This is a genomic window from Lysinibacillus sp. FW301-JW8, from assembly GCF_058788755.1.
This window is the reverse complement of sequence record NZ_JBYTBB010000016.1, coordinates 19,686-39,254: the sequence shown is the minus strand read 5'-3', so window position 1 is coordinate 39,254 and position 19,569 is coordinate 19,686. Positions and strand designations below refer to the sequence as shown.

Genomic DNA, 19,569 nt, shown 5'->3' with positions numbered 1-19,569 from the left:
AAGACGGGATAAGTATTTACAAAACTATTCACAGTTTTGGTATAACTATTTGTTTAATAATGAGCCTTTCTCAATGGTGCTGGTCCCTCGTGGAAAGGCACAGGTAGAAGCAATTGAGAAGATTTTTTCCTCGTATTTAAAAAATTTAATGAATGAAAACGTGGAGAAGATCATTAAAGATTTTTCTAATCTTTACTTAAAAAAGTTCTATGAGCAGGATTTGTCAAGTAAGCACTGGAGTATTAGAATGAATGCTTTATATCGAATTGCTGATTTACAGATCGATGAATTGCTAGATACATGTCAGCAATTTGAGAAATCAAAAATTTCAGAGGAGGAATATTTTCAGCTGTTAAAAATATATTCACTCTTTCAACCAGATTTGTTTATGGAAAAAATTAAAGGTCAAAATGCGATGTATTCTGAAAGTGAATATAGAAGATTGTTTGTATTGCTAGAGGATGATGTATTTATTCGTTTTTTTGATGAGTTTGATAACTGGCCTCTCAGTATTCGATTTGCAGTCATTGATACAGCAGCGGTAAAAAGAAACATGCAGTATATTGATAAACTCAAGCATTTATTAACCTCTGATATTGCTGAAATAAAAATACGTGCACTAAAAGGTCTATTTGAAATAGGGATAATTGATGAAATTGACTCCTATATCCCTTTTGTGACATCCGATATGTGGGAAGCTAGATTAATGGTTGCGAAAATTTTTAAACATGTGCCTCTAACTTATACTTATGCTTATTTAGAGCAGCTTCTTCAGGATGAAAATTGGTGGGTTCGCTCACAGGCAGCGAAGACAATTGCAGAGGATCGACAAGGAATCGAAAAATTACAAGAATTCATTGATTCCTCAAACGACCCATATGCAATTGAAAGAGCGCAAGAAATAGCTGCAAGAAAGCAGGGAGACAAATGAAGTTTTTAGATTTTTGTATGTGGTTCTTTGGCGGTGTTATTTTGTTTTACATGCTGTTTGTTATTACTTCTTACTGTACAATGTTCGTTATTGCAATGCTGGATTTACGGAAGCGCTATAGGTTAGATCCCTCTGAATATGATGATGCACATATTGATGCCTTTTATTCTAAACCGGTATCATTACTTGTCCCTGCTTATAATGAGGAGGTAGGGGTAGTAGATACTGTCTATTCATTGCTAAATTTACGATATCCGCAAACTGAAATTATTATTATCAACGATGGATCTACTGATACGACACTGCAAACCGTGATTGAGCATTTTCAGATGAAGCCTGTTAATAAAATTGTGCAAACCAATATTCCAACAAAGCAGGTTAGGCAAATTTATGAATCTCAAATATATAAGAATTGTATTTTAGTAGATAAGGAAAATGGAGGTAAGGCTGATGCATTAAATGTAGGTATTAATGTATCTCAATATCCATATTTTTGTTCCATTGATGGCGATTCCATTTTAGATGAAAAATCCCTGCTCCGTGTGATGAAGCCTATTATATTATCAGACGGTGAAGTGATTGCGGCAGGGGGGAATATTCGTATTGCCAATGGAGCAAAGATGCAGTTTGGTTCTATTTATGAAACACAATTACCAAATAATTACTTAGTCATTATGCAAGTAATCGAATATTTACGAGCATTTTTAATGGGACGCATCGCTTTAAGTAAATTTAATCTTGTGCTTATTATTTCAGGAGCCTTCAGTGTTTTTTCTAAAAAATGGGCTGTTGAAGCAGGAGGCTATTCAACGAATATTATTGGAGAAGACATGGAGCTGGTTGTAAACATCCATCGCCTGATTAAGGAGAAAAAAGAAAGTAAACGCATTGAATTTGTACCAGACCCGGTATGTTGGACAGAGGCACCACAAACATTAGCGGTGCTACGAAATCAGCGAAGACGCTGGCATCAAGGATTGTTTGAAAGTCTGTGGAAGCATAAGAAAATGACATTAAATCCTAGATATGGTCTGATAGGTTTTATTTCATTTCCGTATTTTTGGCTTATAGAATGTTTAGGGCCAATAGTGGAGTTAGGCGGATATATATATATTATTATCGCATTTTTCTTAGGGAAAATTTATTACGAGATGGCGGTAATGCTCTTATTACTTTTTGTTATATACGGTGTGATTTTTTCAGTAGCTTCCATCTTATTCGAGGCCTGGAGCATGAATACTTATCCGAAAAAAAGAGAGCTTTTACGCATGATACTTTTAGCGTTTACAGAAATTTTTTGGTATCGACCACTTACTCTTTTGTGGCGTTGTGAGGGGTTACTTCGATTTATTCGAGGAAAAAGTGATTGGGGTAATATGAAGCGTGTCGGCATTGCCGAGAAGGAGAAAAGTGTATGAAGCGAATTTATGTAGGGGTTATCATTCTTCTATTTCTTATTATTACACCTATAGTTTTGTGGTATTTGGATGATGATAAACCATTAAACGTCGCAATTTTAGATAAAACAGTTCCAAATGAAACCTATCGAGAACATTTAGGGGTGAATTGGTTTTTAAATCATTATAAATATACATATGATGGTCAACCATATGATGTAGAAAATGATTACTATGGTACAATTCCAGAGGAAAAAGCAAAACAGGTTACAGAAAAAAAGTTTCCAACTGACTATAGTAATTATGATGTTATTTATCTGGCTGATACGTATGGTGTTTATAAAGATGATTTATATGAAGAGAAGCGCCTTGGTCAACGTTCTGAAAAAATTGTTGGCGGATTAGAAATGGAAGAATGGCAATCCATTGTTGCTCGATTAGCAAATAAAAAGAAAAGTATGCTAATTGCAGAATATAATACATTTGCTTCACCAACATCGGAGGCTGTTCGAAAAGAGCTGCAGGATTATTTAGGTATCTCATGGTCTGGATGGATTGGACGTTATTTTGATGAACTAGATTATCATAAGAATTTAGAAATTCCACAATGGGTCATTGATGAGCATGGTGATAGTTGGCCCTATAAAGGTGGAGGCTTTTTACTATTTAATGAAAAAACAGAGAAGCTGCTTGTTTTAGAATTGGACAAACATGTAAAAACGGAAGGCATTCAAGTACAGTTTACCAAAAAGGGAGAAAAATTCTTTAATTCCTCAGCAAGTGCTGACTATGGCTATTGGTTTGATATTATTACCCCAAAATATAAAGAGGATGCACTGGCAAATTATGAATGGGACTTAACTCAAGAAGGAATTAAGCTCTTAACGGAAAACAATATTCCAGAGCAATTTGCAGCAATAGTATCTCAAAATAAGCAGTATACGACAAGTTATTATTTTGCAGGAGATTTTAATGATGTATCTCGTGCTCCAAGTCTTTATAAAATCAAAGGGCTTCCGACCATTTATAAATATGCAGAGAAGTTTGCAGATAGCTCCTTCTACTGGTCCATCTATATCCCAGTCATGCATAAAATATTTGATGAATTTGAACACAAAGTGATTCAAGAAACAGTTAATCAAGAAACGTTTAACTACAATGCTCGAGTCCAAGGACAATCCTTTGAAGTTTTAAAGGATGGAAAATGGGAGCCGATTGTCTTTAAGGGTGTGAATATTGGAATGGGGAAACCAGGAGCATTTCCTGGTGAAGCCGCTATTACTGAAGAAGAGTATTATCAATGGTTCCAGCAGATTGCTGAAATGAATGCAAATACTATTCGTGTCTATACATTACATCCACCAGGTTTTTATCGGGCACTTGCTAAATATAATGAGAAAAATCTAGATAAACCATTGTATATCCTGCATGGTGTGTGGATTAATGAGGAAGGCTTAGCAGAATCTCTGGATGCTTACAATGACGAGACGTTAAAGGATTTCCAATTGGAAATGAAGCGCATGGTAGATGTTATCCACGGTAATATGTATGTTGAACCGAAGGTGGGCCATGCCTCAGGATTATATGATGTAGATGTATCAAAATATGTTATTGGGTGGGTATTGGGAATTGAATGGTACCCTCAAATGGTTGTTGGTACAAATGAAAAGCATGCAACGATTGGCCAATACAATGGGACATATTTTGAAACGAAAAATGCAACACCATTTGAGCATTGGTTAGCGCAACAAATGGATTTAATTACTGTATATGAAAAGGACAAATACAATTGGTTACGCCCAATGAGCTTTACAAACTGGGTAACAACTGATTTACTCAAGCATCCATCTGAGCCATCTGAGGATGAAGATTTAGTAGGAGTTAATCCAAATGTTATTTATACAAAAGGCGAGATGCAGTCACCTGGACAATTTGCTTCATATCATGTTTATCCATATTATCCAGACTTCTTTAACTTCGATAAAGACTATTTAAATTATGTAGATTTTCGAGGAAATAAAAATAGTTATGCTGGATATTTAAAAGAGTTACATGAGGCTCATCGTATGCCAGTGCTAATTGCAGAATTTGGCATTCCTACCTCTCGCGGTAAGACACATGAAAATGTATATGGATGGAATCAGGGACATATGTCTGAGCAGGCACAGGGTGAAACGCTTCAACATTTATTTGAAGATATTATGCATGAGAAATTGCTAGGAGGGCTTGTCTTTACATGGCAAGACGAATGGTTTAAGCGAACATGGAATACGATGGATTATGATGACCCAAATCGCCGCCCATTTTGGTCTAATGCACAAACGAATGAACAGCAATTTGGTTTATTAAGCTTTGATAGATTAAAAGTAAAAGTAGATGGCGATACAGAGGAGTGGAGAGGTACACAATTATATGATACTTCACCATCTGATTCTACCGATTTTGCTGTTGATTATGATGAAAAATATTTGTATGTCAAAATTAAAAGTGATGCTTTACAAAAAACCTCGCCTCGTATTTTACTTGATGTAGTACCGGAGCAAGGAAATACATCGGCAACATCTATAAAAGATATGACATTTTCAAATGGTGTAGATTTTATAGTGGAATTAAATAAAGATGGAAATTCTCATGTGGTCATTGATGAATATTACGATTTTTATGATTATTTCTATGGATATCGCTTAAAAATGATTCCTCCTCGAATGGCAGCTGTCACAAAAAATAGTGGGAAATTTGCACCGATTCATTATGTTTTAAATAAACAGCTATATTTACCAGAGCAAAACATCACAACTGACTTTAGTGCTTATGAAACGGGAAAATTACTTCAGGGAAATGCCAACCCTGAAGCAAAAAATTATAATTCTTTGGTGGATTACACTTGGACAGAGAATAATGTGATTGAGCTACGTCTCCCTTGGCTACTCATTCAATCAAAAGATCCAAGTCAGCGTGAGTTTATGGGAGATTTATATAAAAATGGTGAAAAGGCTTCTGTGAAAGTTGACAATATTTTCATTGGTGCTTTATTTGTAGATAAAGAGGGTAAGGTTATTCAATCCTTACCACAGGCCAAAAACCATGTTTTACCCCCGCTTACAGCTTATTCGTGGGAAAAATGGGAAACTCCAAAATATGAAGAGCGGTTAAAGCAATCTTATTTCATATTGCAAAAGCTATTTAAAGAGTACTAAAGGACTTAGGGTAGGTAGTTTCTACCCTAAGTTTTTTCATTTTTCAAGAGATGTTACTCTTTTCAAATAGAAAAAGATTTCTTAGTCAATAATTTGGTAATATTCATATGTTTTATAGATGTGTTGAATTATTAATCGACAAAATAATTGCTAGAAATATTCATGGAAAATTAATGAAAATATAAATTTATGTAGTAAATTGTAGGAAAAAGATAGTTCTAAAGGATTGTGTTGTTGATTTTATTTTAAAAATATATTAGTGAGTAGTTATTTTTTCATTTCATAAGTGAAATGTTTAGAAATTGTTTAGTGATATTTAGTACTATGTGTATGTTGTAAAAGTAATTTTCGCATATATTGGGATCACAATCTAATTTTATTTAAATAATTATTTTAAAATACAAAACCATACAGGTAAATCGAAAAGAATTTGAAAATGTGAGTATCCAAACATTTCAAGATAAAGGAGTAATTTTTTATGGGGTTAAGGATTGATTCACCAATAGTAGCTTTAACAAAGAAAATTCATACAAAAGAGGCTGTAATTGGAGTAATCGGACTGGGCTATGTAGGGCTACCACTAGCGCTAGAAATCACTAATAAGGATTTTCAGGTAATTGGCTTTGATAAGGATAATGGGAAAATTGATAAATTGAAGGCTGGTCAAAGCTATATTGTGGATATGCCAAGTACAGTTATTCACAAGGCTGTTACTGAAGAGAAGTTTGAGCCTACAAATGATTTTTCTAAACTCGCATATGCCGATGTTATTATAATTTGTGTACCAACGCCAACAACAGCCGATGGAGCACCGAATATTTCATATATTGAAGAAGCCGCTATAGCCATTCAACAAAATATTTCTACCGATACACTGATTATTCTTGAAAGCACAACTTATCCTGGTACTACAGAACAAATTGTCCAACCAATTCTAGAAAAAAGCAATTTTGTCATTGGGCAGGATATATTTTTAGCTTATTCACCAGAACGAGTTGATCCTGGAAATGTAAATTTTTCAGTTTCAAATACACCGAAAGTAGTAGGCGGAATAACGGAAGCTTGCTTGGAGGTTTCAAAGCTCTTTTATGAAACTACGCTTAAGACAAATGTATTTGCTGTCACAAGTCCGAAGGTAGCAGAAATGGAAAAGTTATTGGAAAATACATTTCGTCAAATAAATATTGCACTTGTCAATGAATTAAGTCGTATTTGCCATAAGATGGACATAGATGTTTGGGAGGTTATTGAAGCAGCTTCGACAAAGCCCTATGGTTTTATGCCCTTTACGCCAGGTCCAGGTGTCGGTGGTCATTGTATACCTGTAGACCCAAAATATTTATCGTGGGCTAGCCAACAGCATGGTATTCCAGCAACTTTAATTGAAGCTGCTGATAAAATTAATGATTCAATGCCTAGTTTTGTAGTTGATAGATTGAGTAAATATTTAGTAGCTCAGAACAAAAAACTGAATGAAGCAGAGATTGTGGTAATTGGTGTCGCATATAAGCCAAATATTAACGATTTCCGTGAATCACCTGCATTACAAGTGATTGGTGAGTTAAAGAGAGCGCAGTGTGAGTTAAAGATTGTTGATCCGTTTATTGAGTCATTTACGATAAAAGAGGAAGTTTTTAGTACGGTGTTGTTAACAGAGACTCTAATTCAAAAAGCAGATGCAGTATTAATTTTAACAAATCATAAAAATATCGATTATGCCTTAATTGATCAACAGGCTGCTTTAATTTTTGACACAAGAAATACCCATTTTTTATTTAAAAACGAAAAATATTACAAACTATAAGGGGAATTTTGTAGACATGAGACAACTAAAAATATGTAGTCTACTGTTCATTTTATTGTTAGCCGGGTGTCAAACCTCAAATGAAGATCATCAGGTTAAACCTGTCGACTCGACGATTGAGATTAAAGAGCATGATGGGACTATGAGTGCTGTTTATAGTCATGCCAGCATACTTGACCAAAAGGTTGCAATTACCTTTAATGGGCTTGCAGATAATGACACTATGCAAAAGCTTTTAAAGGCATTAGATCAGTCCAATATGAAGGCAACTTTTTTTGTGGAAGGTATGCGAATAGCACAGGATCCTGATTTAGTAAAGGATATCTTAGCAAGAGGACATGAAGTAGAAAATGGAACATTAACGTTTCCCGATATGGCAGATTTAAGCTATGAGGAAACCTATAAGGAAATTTTCTTAGCAAATGAAGTATTTGAGGAACAATTAGGATATACGCCAAAATATGTTCGCAGCCGCTCTGGCGATTCGACGGATAATATGCGTTTAGCATCAAAAACATTAAACATGAAGGGTGTCGTTGAATCGTCTATTAATCCGAAAGACCGCGATATGCAAAGTGCAGAGGAGATAATGGATTATATTCATCGTTTTATTAATAGCGGCTCGATTATTCATTTAAATACGTACATTAATCCAGCAGTCATTGATGTGATTCCACTATTGTCCCAATATGGAAAGGATAAAGGATATGTCTTTACGACATTAACGGATGTGTTAGATGAACAATATATTGCCAAACCTTTGGAGGAAATTGATGGCTATGATGCTATTAAAATAAATCCAGATTATCAAAATGTTAAACCTAATATATTCTATCGCAAAAATACTACTAAAAAAGAAATTGCTTTATCCTTTGATGATTGGGCTAGTGAGGAAAGAATTAAAGAGATTTTAGATATTCTTGATAAATACAATGTAAAATCAACCTTCTTTTTAATTGGGAAGGGTGTGGAAAAGGATCCTCAATTAGCAAGATTAATTGTAAATAGAGGTCATGAGGTTGCGAGTCACTCCTATAACCATCTTGATGTTACGACCATGACCCCTGAAGAGCTACAGGAGGACGTGGTAATGGCGCACAAGGCATTAACATATGCCATACAGGAAAAACCTTTACTATATTTTAGACCAAATAAAGGTGTAATTAATGAAGAATCTGCAAAAATTATTGCTGCAACAGGTGTTACTTCGATTGCCATGTACGATATCGCATCCTTTGACTGGAATTTAGAGTTATCAGCTCAGGATATTTATAATCGTGTAATAAGCAGAGCTGCTCCAGGAAAGGTAATTGTTATGCATATTTTAGATGGGACGAAAACAGTGGAAGTATTACCATCAATAATTGAAAAGCTGCAAAAAGATGGATATAGCTTTTCAAAGATGTCTACTTGGATTGAAGAAGATTCGAATAAGAAAGTGAATTGATAATCATGAATAAGAAAAAAGAGGTCTTAACGATACCACGCTCTGATCGGCGAATACTATCAAATATTCCTGATCCGGAAAATATACGAAGCCTAGTTAATCGACGAGGTGCTTCCTATCAGACAGAGGAGATCGACCCTACAGATGTCAATGAAATATATCGTTTACAGCTTCTAAGTTTACGTTACGTAACCAATTTTGAAGTACAAATTAAAAGGGCAAGGAAAAAAATAAATAATGAAAAGCATTATGCAGAGGATATTTCTGTTACTGGTATTCTCATCTATTCAGCAAATCCGAACAACTTATTAATGGATGAGATTATTACAATGAATTTCACTATTCCTGGTGGAGCGATGCCAGAGGGCTATGAGTCTAAAGTAAATTTAAAGGCAAAAGTAGTTCGCTCTTTTACGAAAGAGGTAGATGGTGAAATAAGGTACTATTGTGCTTGTGAATTTTTGGAGCCGTTAAACGAATATATGACAAAAAAGCGCTGGGGACTATCAATTTTTGTAGCAAGTCTATTTCTATTGATTGTTTCAGTTATAGTCATGCTGATGCGGGCTGAAAGTGTTATCTACTTTAAATTTAATAAGTTTCTATATTTATATAGTATTATTGCAGCAACATTTCTTCTAAGCAGATATTTCTTCGGGGTTTTCTATAGAAATGTTCCGATAAATCCCAACTTTGAACCGGGTGTTTCGATTATAATTCCTGTTTTTAATGAAGAAGAATGGATTCATCGCACCATTTTAAGCTGCATAAATCAGTATTATCCTGTAGATAAATTGGAAGTTATTGTCGTGGACGATTACTCAACGGATAGAACTGAGGAAAAAGCTAAGGAAATGATTGAGATGATTCATGGTGAGGGTGGACGCTTTAAAACAGAGGATCGCTTAAGCTTCCATAAGCTACCCCAAAATGGTGGTAAACGGGAGGCATTAGTGGCAGGTGTACATCTTGCAAAGCATGATTTAGTCGTTTTTGTGGACTCAGATAGTTTTTTAGAACCTCATGCCATCAGAAATTTAGTGCAGCCCTTCCAGGATCCACAAATGGGTGGTGTAGCTGGACGAACAGAGGTTGAAAATAAATTCACCAATGCCTTAACGAAATTACAAACAGTTCGTTATTATATAGCCTTCCGTATAATGAAGGCCGCTGAATCTTGGTTTGACACAGTAACATGCTTATCTGGACCGTTAGCATGTTACCGAAAAGAGCTAATTTTGCAAAACGAGACAGCATGGCTAAATCAAAAATTTCTTGGGCAGCCTGCAACCTTTGGTGATGACCGAAGTATGACGAACTATATATTAAAAACACATCGCACGGGCTATCAGGATAATGCTGTATGCTCTACGATTGTTCCATCAGAGTCAAAAGTTTTTTTATCTCAGCAAATGAGATGGAAGCGGTCATGGCTGCGTGAATCACTGCGAGCATTTTTATTTATGTGGAAAAAGGAACCCTTTATGTTTCTGTTTTTCATTATCGGTTTAATTGTGCCGATAGCAGCTCCTATTGTTGTTGTTTACAATTTAATTTATGTGCCAATCATGCATGGTATTTTCCCAACTACGTTTTTAATGGGTCTGCTATTAATGGCTATGCTGATGAGTTTGGCCCATCTTTTCTTTAGAAGGAGTAAATTGTGGGCATTTGGCTTTATCTTTGTCCTTTTCTATGAATTTATTTTACTGTGGCAAATGCCAGTTGCATGGGTTACTTTTTGGAAATCTACGTGGGGCACAAGGGAAACACCTCAGGATGTCATAGCGAAGGAAAAGAAATTGGAGAAGCAAAAATTACGAAAATCCCGATTTTCGATTCTAAAAAATAGAAAAATGGGTGAGAAGGAATGAGTGAAAAAAATGTTGTATTAAATCCAGCTAAAAAAAATCGTAGGAAAATCATACGCTCCATAGCTCAATTAATTATTGTTATATTTTTAGCAGTTGTTTTAATACGTGTCGTATTTTTGACAGAAAAAAGGGTAGAGGAAAAGATTCCATTAGAAAATAAAGATGGATTCATCGCCTTATCGTATTTTGGTGTGAGCAGAGGCGACTCTCCTAAATATGTTTCAAAGAAGAATTTAAAAGAACAATTATCATTGCTTGAAAGACAGGGCTATAAAACAATTACACAGCAGGATATTTTAGATTTTTATGAAAAAAACAAGCCACTTCCGGAAAAATCCTTGTATTTATCATTTGAAGATGGTCGTACGGATTCAAGTATCTTTGCCCAAAATATTATGGAGAATCTAAATTATAAAGCGACAATGTTTACGTATGCGAATAAAATGGATACACGTGATAACAAATTTTTGAAGCCAAAAGACTTATTATTGATGGAAAAAAGCGGGTATTGGGAATTGGGATCTAATGGCTACCGGCTGACATATATTAATATTTATAACGATAAAGGACAGTCATTAGGAATAATTGATGAAAATGATGTACCGAATAAAACGACGATTGAATATTATAATCACTATTTAATGGATTTTATTCGTAATCAATACATGATTCCGAGTGAAACACGTAAGGAAATGGAAGCACGAATTAAAAAAGATTATAAATCGATGCATGATATTTATAAAGAGGAATTAGGAGAGATTCCCAGAGCTTATGCTATTATGCATGCTAATTCACTCTATAATAATATGGAACCGTTAGTGCAAAGTGTGAATGATAAGCAAATTAAGGATACGTTTAGTATGCATTTCAATCGCGAGCAGGGGGCCTATAATAAGGCTGATGCTGATCTCTACAATTTAAGCCGATTACAAGTATCTCCTTATTGGTCTACCAACCATGTGATGATGAAAATTCGTCAGGCAAGTAAGCAAAATGTAGAATTTGAAGAAGGCGATCATGAATTAGCTAAGAAATGGTCGATTGTGAATGGTGCTGTACAATATAAAAATAATGAGATTATAATCACATCACCCCCGTCTAGTGAAGGGCGAGTGCTATTAAAGAAAGCACTGCCAGAACAATATACGGTAAACCTTGCTTTTAAAGGAAACGTTGTTGGACAGCAATCTATCTATTTAAATTATGATGAAAAAAATAATAGTTATATTCGCGTAGCTCTCGTAGATAATGAAATTGTTATTTCTGAAAAATTACCAGGAGCTGGTGTTGTTGAGAAGGAACGTTTCGCATTAAACGAAATAAAGTGGAATGAAGAGGAGTATGCATTTAATAAAGCGACTGTCTACACCTATCAGGATACGCAAAAGGGCTCTAGAATAGATGAAGAAGAATATCCAAGAAATCTTACAAAAAAAAGAGTATTTAATATTACAGTAAATAAAGATAAAATAACAATAGATGTAGATAAGGTATTGTCCAAAACAATTGAAGTAAATCCAGCAATCCAAGGATCTCAGATTGGATTTGGTGCTTTGTTCAGCAAGAAGGATACCTCCCATGAACAATATGCGGACGATATTTATGATACATTAATCGAAGATATTTTAATTTCAGATAAGAATGATCAAATAATTTTTACTAACCAATATACGAATTTCGATAAAGTAAAGTATAAAACAGCGACAATATTCAATCATGTAGTTGACTTCTTTATTGAAACCTTCTAAAACGGGGGGAAATTAGATTCAAGTGAAAAACTTTTTGTTGTTTATCTGTATAATTTTATTAATTATCACGGCTTGTAATAATAGCAAAGAAGTACCTGCTGAGGCAAAAGAGGGGCTGAAGGATAAGAACAAGCTTCAATTATCCATTTGGCTGCCTGAATGGCAAAAAAAATCAGCTTTTGAAGATGTGAAAAATTCGCAGCAGGGCTTACAGGATATTCGCATTTTTGGTGCCTACTTTAATAGTAAAGATCAATTATTATTTACTGACAGCGCAATAGAAATGTTGAAACAAACACAGCAACAATTTAATGAAACACATCATGTGATGCTTACGTTAATTAATGATTATGTTACAGATAATGCCCCATCTGTTCAGAAGGATAGTACGTTATTACATCGCCTGCTACAAGATGCGTCAACTAGACAGAAACACATCGATAATATTATGCAAATTGTAGAGCAATACAATTTGAAGGGTATTGAAATTGATTATGAGAAGATTGCTAAAGAGGACCTTCCAAAGTATGTACTTTTCCTAGAGGAGCTTTATCAGCAGCTATTGAAAAAGGATGTTACTTTACATGTTGTTCTAGAGCCACGTTTCCCATTCGATATAAAGCTACCAGATGGACCGAAATATACTGTAATGGCTTATAATGTATATGGCTATCATAGTGGTCCAGGTGCGAAGGCAACCTTTTCATTTTTAGATGATCTAATGAAAAAGATTGAAAAATCCAATCAGGATCTAGCAATTGCCTTTGCTACTGGCGGCTTTAAATGGGTCAATCAAGGCAAGACGGTTGCGATAACAGAGATTGAGGCAGAGGAATTACTGACTAAAACGAAAGCTGTAAAGCAACGCGATAAAGCAAGTGATGCAGTCTATTTTAGTTATTTAGATGATCAAAATATTAAGCATGAAGTCTGGTATGCTGATCAGGAAACACTTGAAAAATGGATCTCCTATGTGCGTAAGAAAAACTACAATAATGTTGTTTTATGGCGTGCAGGAGGTTTAGGGTCAAAGACGATACAATGGATTGGTGAACAAACAGCAGAGGGACGCATAGCAAATACGAAGCAATAAAAAAATCGCCGGCAATGGCGATTTTTTTATTGGAATTGGGATAGGCGTGAAAAAAAGGTTGTGACGAAGTTTAAAAATATTTTTTCTGAAGGTGCTATTTCACGGTTTATAGGTGAAATAATGCCAACTGTTCTGGGAATCGTAGGTGATTGAATAGGCACCTTTACGGTGAAGCGAGCAGCTGAGTCGTATAGTGAGCTTTCGGGTAGCAGGCTAACTCCGATACCTGCAGCAACAAGCCCCTTTAGTGCATCTAAGTCCTCACCCTCCGAGATAACATTCGGCAGAAAACCAGCAGCACGACAGGCATCCATCGCCACCTTATGTAATATGTAGCCATCTGGAAACAGCACAAATAAGTCATTTCGCAATTCAGCCAATTGGATGCTTTCCTTCTTCGCTAAAGGATGGTTGGCCGGAAGTAATGCAGCGATATTCTCTGTAAATAAAATTGTAGATTGTATGGATTCATCCTTCGGGGGAAGAGGACCTAAAAAGGCTAGGTTTAACTCCCGATTTTTGACTGCATCAATTAAAAAACGGTAGGAGCCTTGACGAAGCTGAAATTGTAAATCAGGATATTCTCGTTTGAAGGCTGAAATAACCGTAGGCAGGACATAACTAGCCAAGCTTGTGGGAAAGCCGATTTTTATCGTACCTTTCGCAGGATCTAAATATTCTTCAACCTGTTTGGCTGCAAAATCAATAGCCTTTAAGGCAGTAATCGTATGCTCAAGAAATATCTTTCCAATTGGTGTTAATTTGACATTTCGCCCCACACGTTCAAATAGGGGTGTCCCTAATTCATCTTCTAAATTGGCAATTTGACGGCTAATTGCAGATTGAGCAACATGAAGATGCTCAGCTGCTTCTGAGATGTGCTCACGCTCAGCAACTTCAACAAAATAACGTAATTGACGTAACTCCAATAAATTTCACCTCTATTAATCGAAAAATAAGATTGATTATACTCCAATTATATAATATTTAAGATGAAAAAAGACTGTAAATCAACAGATGTTTAAAAAATATAATGATTGTATTAATGATTTCTTCTTTTATTAAGAATTTAACCAGCATCAAAATTTGTTAGTAATTTGAGAGTAGGTTCTTGTAAGATAAGAATGAGGTGGATTCATGATAAAGAAGGGCATAAGTTGGCTGTTAATTTTATTAGCAATCATTATTTTAGCTTTATTAATATTTAATGATCAGGATACAAGTAAAACAAATATACAAGCAACTGATGGGATTTTGAATATCTCAGGGATTACTACTCAAGAGAAAATGGTTGCTCTTTCTGGGGAGTGGAAATTTATAGGTAAGCAGTTTATGGAACCGAAAAATTTTCCAGACAATGCTGACACAGAAATAGTTCCTGGTCCTTGGCGTGAGAATGTGAAAGTTGGAACTTATCAGCTAACTGTGAATTTACCATCTCATTTTGAAAAAGTGGGCCTGCGTGTAAGAAATATTTGGTCTGCCCATCGGCTGTACATTAACGATAAAGAATATGCATCTTATGGAACACTTGGTCTAACAAAAAAAGATTCTAAGCCAAGTAATCCTGTATATGAAATTTATTTTACACCGATTTCCAAAACAATCACGATTACTTTGCAGGTAGCCGATTTTTATAATGCAAGGCATGGCATTATTTTCCCTATCGATATTGGTGACGCAGATACAATGGCTAATGATGTTATAAAAGATGTTTTTTTAGAAAAAACGACTATAATAGTGCTATTTATCTTCTCAATCTTTCATTTTAGTTTGTATTTATTAAGAACAAGAGATAAAGCATTTTTTTACAGTGCCATGTATTTTTTTACACTAGCCATTTTAGTATGTACTCGTGGCGAACGCACCTTATATAGAGAGTTTCCTCAGCTTACATTTGAATGGTATTTTCGCTTGCAAGATTTTACAACATATATAAATGCGGTCACGCTATTCTTTTTCTTTGTCTATATCATTGAAGGCATGATGAAGCGAAGAACGGCGATAGTATTAACATTGCCTCTAATTATTTACGGAATTGGAACATTCCTTCTTCCAGCGAGATCATTATCAAATCTACAATATGTGTTTTTTGGGTATATTAATATATTAGCGCTGCTGATTGTTGGGAGATCTATTTATTTATTTTTCATAAAAACTACTCGAATTCCCAAAAATGAATTAATAACTTTGAGTGCAACGATGTTAGCTCTTTTTATTTTTAGTTTAAGTGGCACTTTTGATCAGCTGTTTTTCTCAGGAAGAAATGTTTTTAATCGAGTGGGCTTACTATTTTTTGTGTTGGGAATGAATGTTTTTTTAGCAATGCGGCTTATTAATCGAACGACAGAAGCTGAAATTTATAGTGACCGTCTAGAGAAAGCGACGATTGGTAAGGATTCTTTTTTAGAGGTTACGACAAAGGAACTAGAGCAGCCTATTTATCATGCTCTGAATGTAACTAAAACATTATCAGCTCAACAAACATCTACAGTACATCGATTACTGGAACAACAGCTTGAACGATTGCTATACCTAGTAAATGATTTAAAAGATTTCACAAAAATTCGCTTTCAGGATTTTCACATTGATGTACATCCCATCAATATTCAAATGATTGTTCAGCATGTATTGACAATGCATGAACGAACTATGGAAAAGGCCAATATTCGTTTATATACGCATACAAATGCCAAATTACTAGTTCAAGCGGATGAGCAAAGAGTAGGTCAAATTTTTTACAGGATTATAGAAACCGCTATTGCTCATGCAGTTAATGGGGAAGTTGTCCTTACGATTTTACATTTAGATACAGATGTAAGAATTACAGTAGAGGGAATAGGTCCCGAAGTGATTCAACAAATCGCAGCAGATGAAACTGGTCAATCGATTGGTAAGGCCATTATAGAACAAATGGGTGGAAGCTACTCAGTAGATCTATTACATAATGGTATACGGTTTCTTTTAACGTTACCATTTGGTGGGTATGAACAAAAACAGGAAAATAAAAGGACAATGCCTGCTCCTATTGCCTTGACTGAGGTAAATGAATATCTGCCTAAATTGCTTATCGTTGAGGATGATGTTATTCATGCAGAGGTGTTACAAAGCCTTCTCCAAAGTCATTATTCTATTCACCTAGCTTATAGCGCTGAGGAGGCTCTTAGGGTCATCGAGCAACAAGCACCGGATTTTTTATTTATCGATGAGGTTATGCCTGGAATGAATGGCATTGCTCTTACAAAAAAAATCCGCAATCAGTTAAGCTTTATTGAGCTTCCAATAATTATGATGGTGACGAATGAATATCCTACGAATATTTCGCTTGTATTGGAATCTGGTGCAAATGATTATATTCATAAGCCTGCAACAAAAGAAACGCTGTTAGCTCGTTTATCGGCTATTGCGTTAACAAAAGAATCAATAGAAAAAGCGATAGAGCACGAAATGGCATTTCTCCAAGCACAAATAAAGCCTCATTTCTTATATAACGCGTTAAGTAGTATTATTTCTTTTTGTTATACAGATGGAGAGCGAGCGGGACATTTGTTAACAATGCTATCAACTTATTTGCGTTATATTTTTGATTCGGGTAAGGAAGGGCATAGTGCAACACTGGAGCGGGAGTTGGAAATAATTCGGGCTTATGTAGAGATTGAGCAAGCCCGCTTTGGTAGTAGATTGAGTGTTTTGTTTCATATCGATGAGACAATAGATACAACGAAAGTGGAGATTCCAAGTTTGCTTATTCAACCGCTTGTAGAAAATGCAATTCGCCATGGTATTTTTGAAAAAGAGGGTGATGGTACAGTCATCATCCAAGTTCAGAAAGAGGAGGCTGCTCTTCAAATTCAAGTGGTTGATGATGGGGTTGGTATGACTGAGGATCAAGTGACAGCCTTGAGTAAGGGTGAAAATTTATACTCGAGTGGCATTGGATTTACGAATGTATTACGTCGTATAAAGGAAATACCAAAAGCTACACTTACCATTACATCTTCTATAAACGTAGGCACAACAATGACATTAAGACAACCGTTAAAGGAGCATGAAAATGTGGAGAATTATTATGGTAGAGGATGAGCAGCCTATTTTAGAGTTGCATAAACGTTTACTAGAGAAAGATAGTTTATTTGAAGTCATTGCTTCCTTTACCTCTCCAATTGTAGCGGTAAAGGAAATTGCAGCAATTACCTGCGATGCAATTCTTTTAGACATTGAGATGCCTAAAATGAATGGTCTTGAACTTGCGTCTAATTTAGTAGCGGAGGGGATTGATGTTCCGATAATATTTTCGACTGCCTACACAAAGTATGCAGTAGATGCTTTTCGTGTTCAGGCGTTAGATTATATTTTAAAACCTATGACACCAAATACTGTACTTCGACTAGATGAGCGACTTGCCAAATATTATGGCAGGCATCAGCAACAAGTTCTGGCAAAGCTAGAAGTAAGATTAAGTGGAGATGTTGGAACACGCATGAACGGAAAGGCTATTAAATGGCGAACAAAGGTGACAGAAGAGCTCTTCTATTACATGTTAATAAATGAGGGCAAAGTGGTTTCTAAATACAGAATTTTAGATGATATTTGGCCAAATATTGATGAAAAAAAGGCATTAGCGAATCTTTATAATACAATCTATCGGCTTCGTCAGCTTTTTAATGAATTGAGTGTCTCGATTCAAATTGAGCGGGTAAATGATGGGTATGAGTTAAGAACAAATGAGGCAGTTGATATTCAGTATGAATCTGATCAAGATGCATTTTTACTAGAATCAAAGGGATATTTATGGGCTTATAACTATAATAATATCATAAAGGTATAGAACATATTGGATTTGAAGAGATATTCGACATTTATTTTGTTGAATATCTTTTTTTATAATTTGTAAAATTATTGATATTAGTTTCTATTAATTTGTTTCCTTAATTGATTCCATTCTAAAGAAAAAGGTTATAGTATAGATATTGTTGTTTATGCAAATTTGTCACAAAACCGCTACAATTAACGCTTTCTGCGAGGTTTTCACTATGTTGCTAGATGAAATTAATTCTCAATTAAGGTTATTTTATTGAAAATAAAAAAAGTCGATTCTCATTGTCAATAACGGTTGGCAATAATCTGAAAATGCTTACAAAATCCTTGTTATTAAGGATTTTAGCAGAGAAAAGTGAACGGAGTTGAAATGGTTTGCATAGAGAACGATTTTCAGTTAAGATTAGAATGATGATAATTAAGGAATGGTTCCCCATTCACTGAACACACTATGGAGGTATTTTCATGTCAACTTTAGTTATTAAAGATCTTCACGTTGAAATCGACGGGAAAGAGATTTTAAAAGGTGTAAACCTTACAATCAATACAAATGAAATTCACGCAATCATGGGACCTAACGGAACTGGTAAATCCACACTAGCTTCTGCAATCATGGGGCATCCTAAATATGAAGTAACTTCAGGTACTGTTGAGCTTGATGGAGAAGATGTGCTTGAAATGGAAGTAGATGAGCGTGCTCAAGCTGGTTTATTCCTAGCTATGCAATACCCATCTGAAATTGCAGGTGTAACAAATGCTGATTTCTTACGTTCAGCTATTAATGCACGTCGTGAAGAAGGCGATGAAATTTCATTAATGAAATTTATTCGTGAATTAGATAAAAACATGGAATTCCTTGAAATGAATGAAGATATGGCTCAACGTTATTTAAATGAAGGTTTCTCTGGCGGTGAGAAAAAACGTAATGAGATTCTTCAATTAATGATGATTAAACCAACAATTGCGATTTTAGACGAAATTGACTCTGGTCTTGATATCGATGCCCTTAAAGTAGTATCAAAAGGCATCAATGCAATGCGCGGAGAAGGCTTTGGCTGCTTAATGATTACACACTACCAACGTCTACTTAACTACATTACACCAGACCATGTACACGTAATGATGCAAGGACGTGTTGTAAAATCAGGTGGTGCTGAGCTTGCACAACGCTTAGAGGCAGAAGGCTATGACTGGATTAAAAAAGAATTAGGTATCGAAGAAGAAACAGAAGAACAAGAAGCATAAGAGGGAGGACGAACT

12 protein-coding genes are annotated in these 19,569 nt (G+C 35.2%); 11 read left to right on the top strand and 1 reads right to left on the bottom strand.

The window, feature by feature from the left end:
* The first annotated feature begins 73 nt into the window (after positions 1–73).
* The 8 genes from AC3WOM_RS08895 (at position 74) to AC3WOM_RS08860 (ending at position 13,491) form a co-directional block, all read left to right on the top strand.
* Entirely contained in the window at positions 74–931 is an 858-nt protein-coding gene (locus AC3WOM_RS08895) for a HEAT repeat domain-containing protein (protein WP_492446276.1), read from the top strand.
* Positions 928–2,349 (top strand): glycosyltransferase family 2 protein, encoded by a 1,422-nt coding sequence (locus AC3WOM_RS08890; RefSeq protein WP_492446274.1) that lies wholly within the window; start codon positions 928–930, stop codon positions 2,347–2,349. The genes AC3WOM_RS08895 and AC3WOM_RS08890 overlap by 4 nt, the downstream gene beginning before the upstream one ends.
* The gene (locus tag AC3WOM_RS08885; protein ID WP_492446272.1) at positions 2,346–5,525 is read left to right on the top strand and encodes a hypothetical protein; all 3,180 of its coding nucleotides are present in this window, start codon (positions 2,346–2,348) and stop codon (positions 5,523–5,525) included. The genes AC3WOM_RS08890 and AC3WOM_RS08885 overlap by 4 nt, the downstream gene beginning before the upstream one ends.
* Positions 5,526–6,003: 478 nt before the next feature.
* The gene (locus tag AC3WOM_RS08880; RefSeq protein ID WP_492446270.1) at positions 6,004–7,329 is read left to right on the top strand and encodes a nucleotide sugar dehydrogenase; all 1,326 of its coding nucleotides are present in this window, start codon (positions 6,004–6,006) and stop codon (positions 7,327–7,329) included.
* Between the two features lie 16 nt (positions 7,330–7,345).
* Positions 7,346–8,776, top strand: coding sequence for a polysaccharide deacetylase family protein (locus AC3WOM_RS08875; protein WP_427547266.1), 1,431 nt, complete (start codon positions 7,346–7,348; stop codon positions 8,774–8,776).
* Positions 8,777–8,781: 5 nt separating this feature from the next.
* Positions 8,782–10,650: a glycosyltransferase family 2 protein gene (locus AC3WOM_RS08870; protein WP_492446268.1), complete on the top strand. Its 1,869-nt coding sequence runs from the start codon at positions 8,782–8,784 to the stop codon at positions 10,648–10,650.
* Positions 10,647–12,398: a polysaccharide deacetylase family protein gene (locus tag AC3WOM_RS08865; RefSeq protein WP_492446266.1), complete on the top strand. Its 1,752-nt coding sequence runs from the start codon at positions 10,647–10,649 to the stop codon at positions 12,396–12,398. The genes AC3WOM_RS08870 and AC3WOM_RS08865 overlap by 4 nt, the downstream gene beginning before the upstream one ends.
* A 22-nt stretch (positions 12,399–12,420) precedes the next feature.
* A complete protein-coding gene (locus AC3WOM_RS08860; protein ID WP_492446264.1) occupies positions 12,421–13,491 on the top strand; it encodes a glycosyl hydrolase family 18 protein in 1,071 nt (356 codons plus the stop codon).
* 26 nt (positions 13,492–13,517) lie between these two features.
* Here AC3WOM_RS08860 and gltC read toward each other — a convergent pair whose 3' ends face one another.
* Positions 13,518–14,420, bottom strand: a complete 903-nt coding sequence (gene gltC / locus AC3WOM_RS08855) for a glutamate biosynthesis transcriptional regulator GltC (protein ID WP_492446263.1) — start codon at positions 14,418–14,420, stop codon at positions 13,518–13,520.
* A gap of 208 nt (positions 14,421–14,628) precedes the next feature.
* On the opposite strand from gltC, the gene AC3WOM_RS08850 reads away from it, so the two are divergent.
* The 3 genes from AC3WOM_RS08850 (at position 14,629) to sufC (ending at position 19,554) form a co-directional block, all read left to right on the top strand.
* Positions 14,629–17,574 carry a histidine kinase gene (locus AC3WOM_RS08850; RefSeq protein ID WP_492446262.1) on the top strand — a complete coding sequence of 982 codons (2,946 nt, stop codon included), beginning with the start codon at positions 14,629–14,631 and terminating at the stop codon, positions 17,572–17,574.
* Entirely contained in the window at positions 17,546–18,319 is a 774-nt protein-coding gene (locus AC3WOM_RS08845; RefSeq protein ID WP_427547251.1) for a response regulator, read from the top strand. Before AC3WOM_RS08850 ends, AC3WOM_RS08845 begins: the two co-directional genes overlap by 29 nt.
* A gap of 449 nt (positions 18,320–18,768) precedes the next feature.
* A complete protein-coding gene (gene sufC, locus AC3WOM_RS08840; RefSeq protein WP_492446315.1) occupies positions 18,769–19,554 on the top strand; it encodes a Fe-S cluster assembly ATPase SufC in 786 nt (261 codons plus the stop codon).
* The last annotated feature ends 15 nt before the right edge of the window (positions 19,555–19,569 follow it).

Excerpts from the sequence above, each read along its gene's own strand:
- AC3WOM_RS08845 (WP_427547251.1), top strand. The coding sequence starts at position 17,546 with ATGTGGAGAATTATTATGGTAGAGGATGAGCAGCCTATTTTAGAGTTG.
- AC3WOM_RS08890 (WP_492446274.1), top strand. The coding sequence starts at position 928 with ATGAAGTTTTTAGATTTTTGTATGTGGTTCTTTGGCGGTGTTATTTTG.
- AC3WOM_RS08880 (WP_492446270.1), top strand. The coding sequence starts at position 6,004 with ATGGGGTTAAGGATTGATTCACCAATAGTAGCTTTAACAAAGAAAATT.
- AC3WOM_RS08850 (WP_492446262.1), top strand. The coding sequence starts at position 14,629 with ATGATAAAGAAGGGCATAAGTTGGCTGTTAATTTTATTAGCAATCATT.
- AC3WOM_RS08885 (WP_492446272.1), top strand. The coding sequence starts at position 2,346 with ATGAAGCGAATTTATGTAGGGGTTATCATTCTTCTATTTCTTATTATT.
- AC3WOM_RS08875 (WP_427547266.1), top strand. The coding sequence starts at position 7,346 with ATGAGACAACTAAAAATATGTAGTCTACTGTTCATTTTATTGTTAGCC.
- AC3WOM_RS08865 (WP_492446266.1), top strand. The coding sequence starts at position 10,647 with ATGAGTGAAAAAAATGTTGTATTAAATCCAGCTAAAAAAAATCGTAGG.
- AC3WOM_RS08895 (WP_492446276.1), top strand. The coding sequence starts at position 74 with ATGGTGCTGGTCCCTCGTGGAAAGGCACAGGTAGAAGCAATTGAGAAG.
- AC3WOM_RS08870 (WP_492446268.1), top strand. The coding sequence starts at position 8,782 with ATGAATAAGAAAAAAGAGGTCTTAACGATACCACGCTCTGATCGGCGA.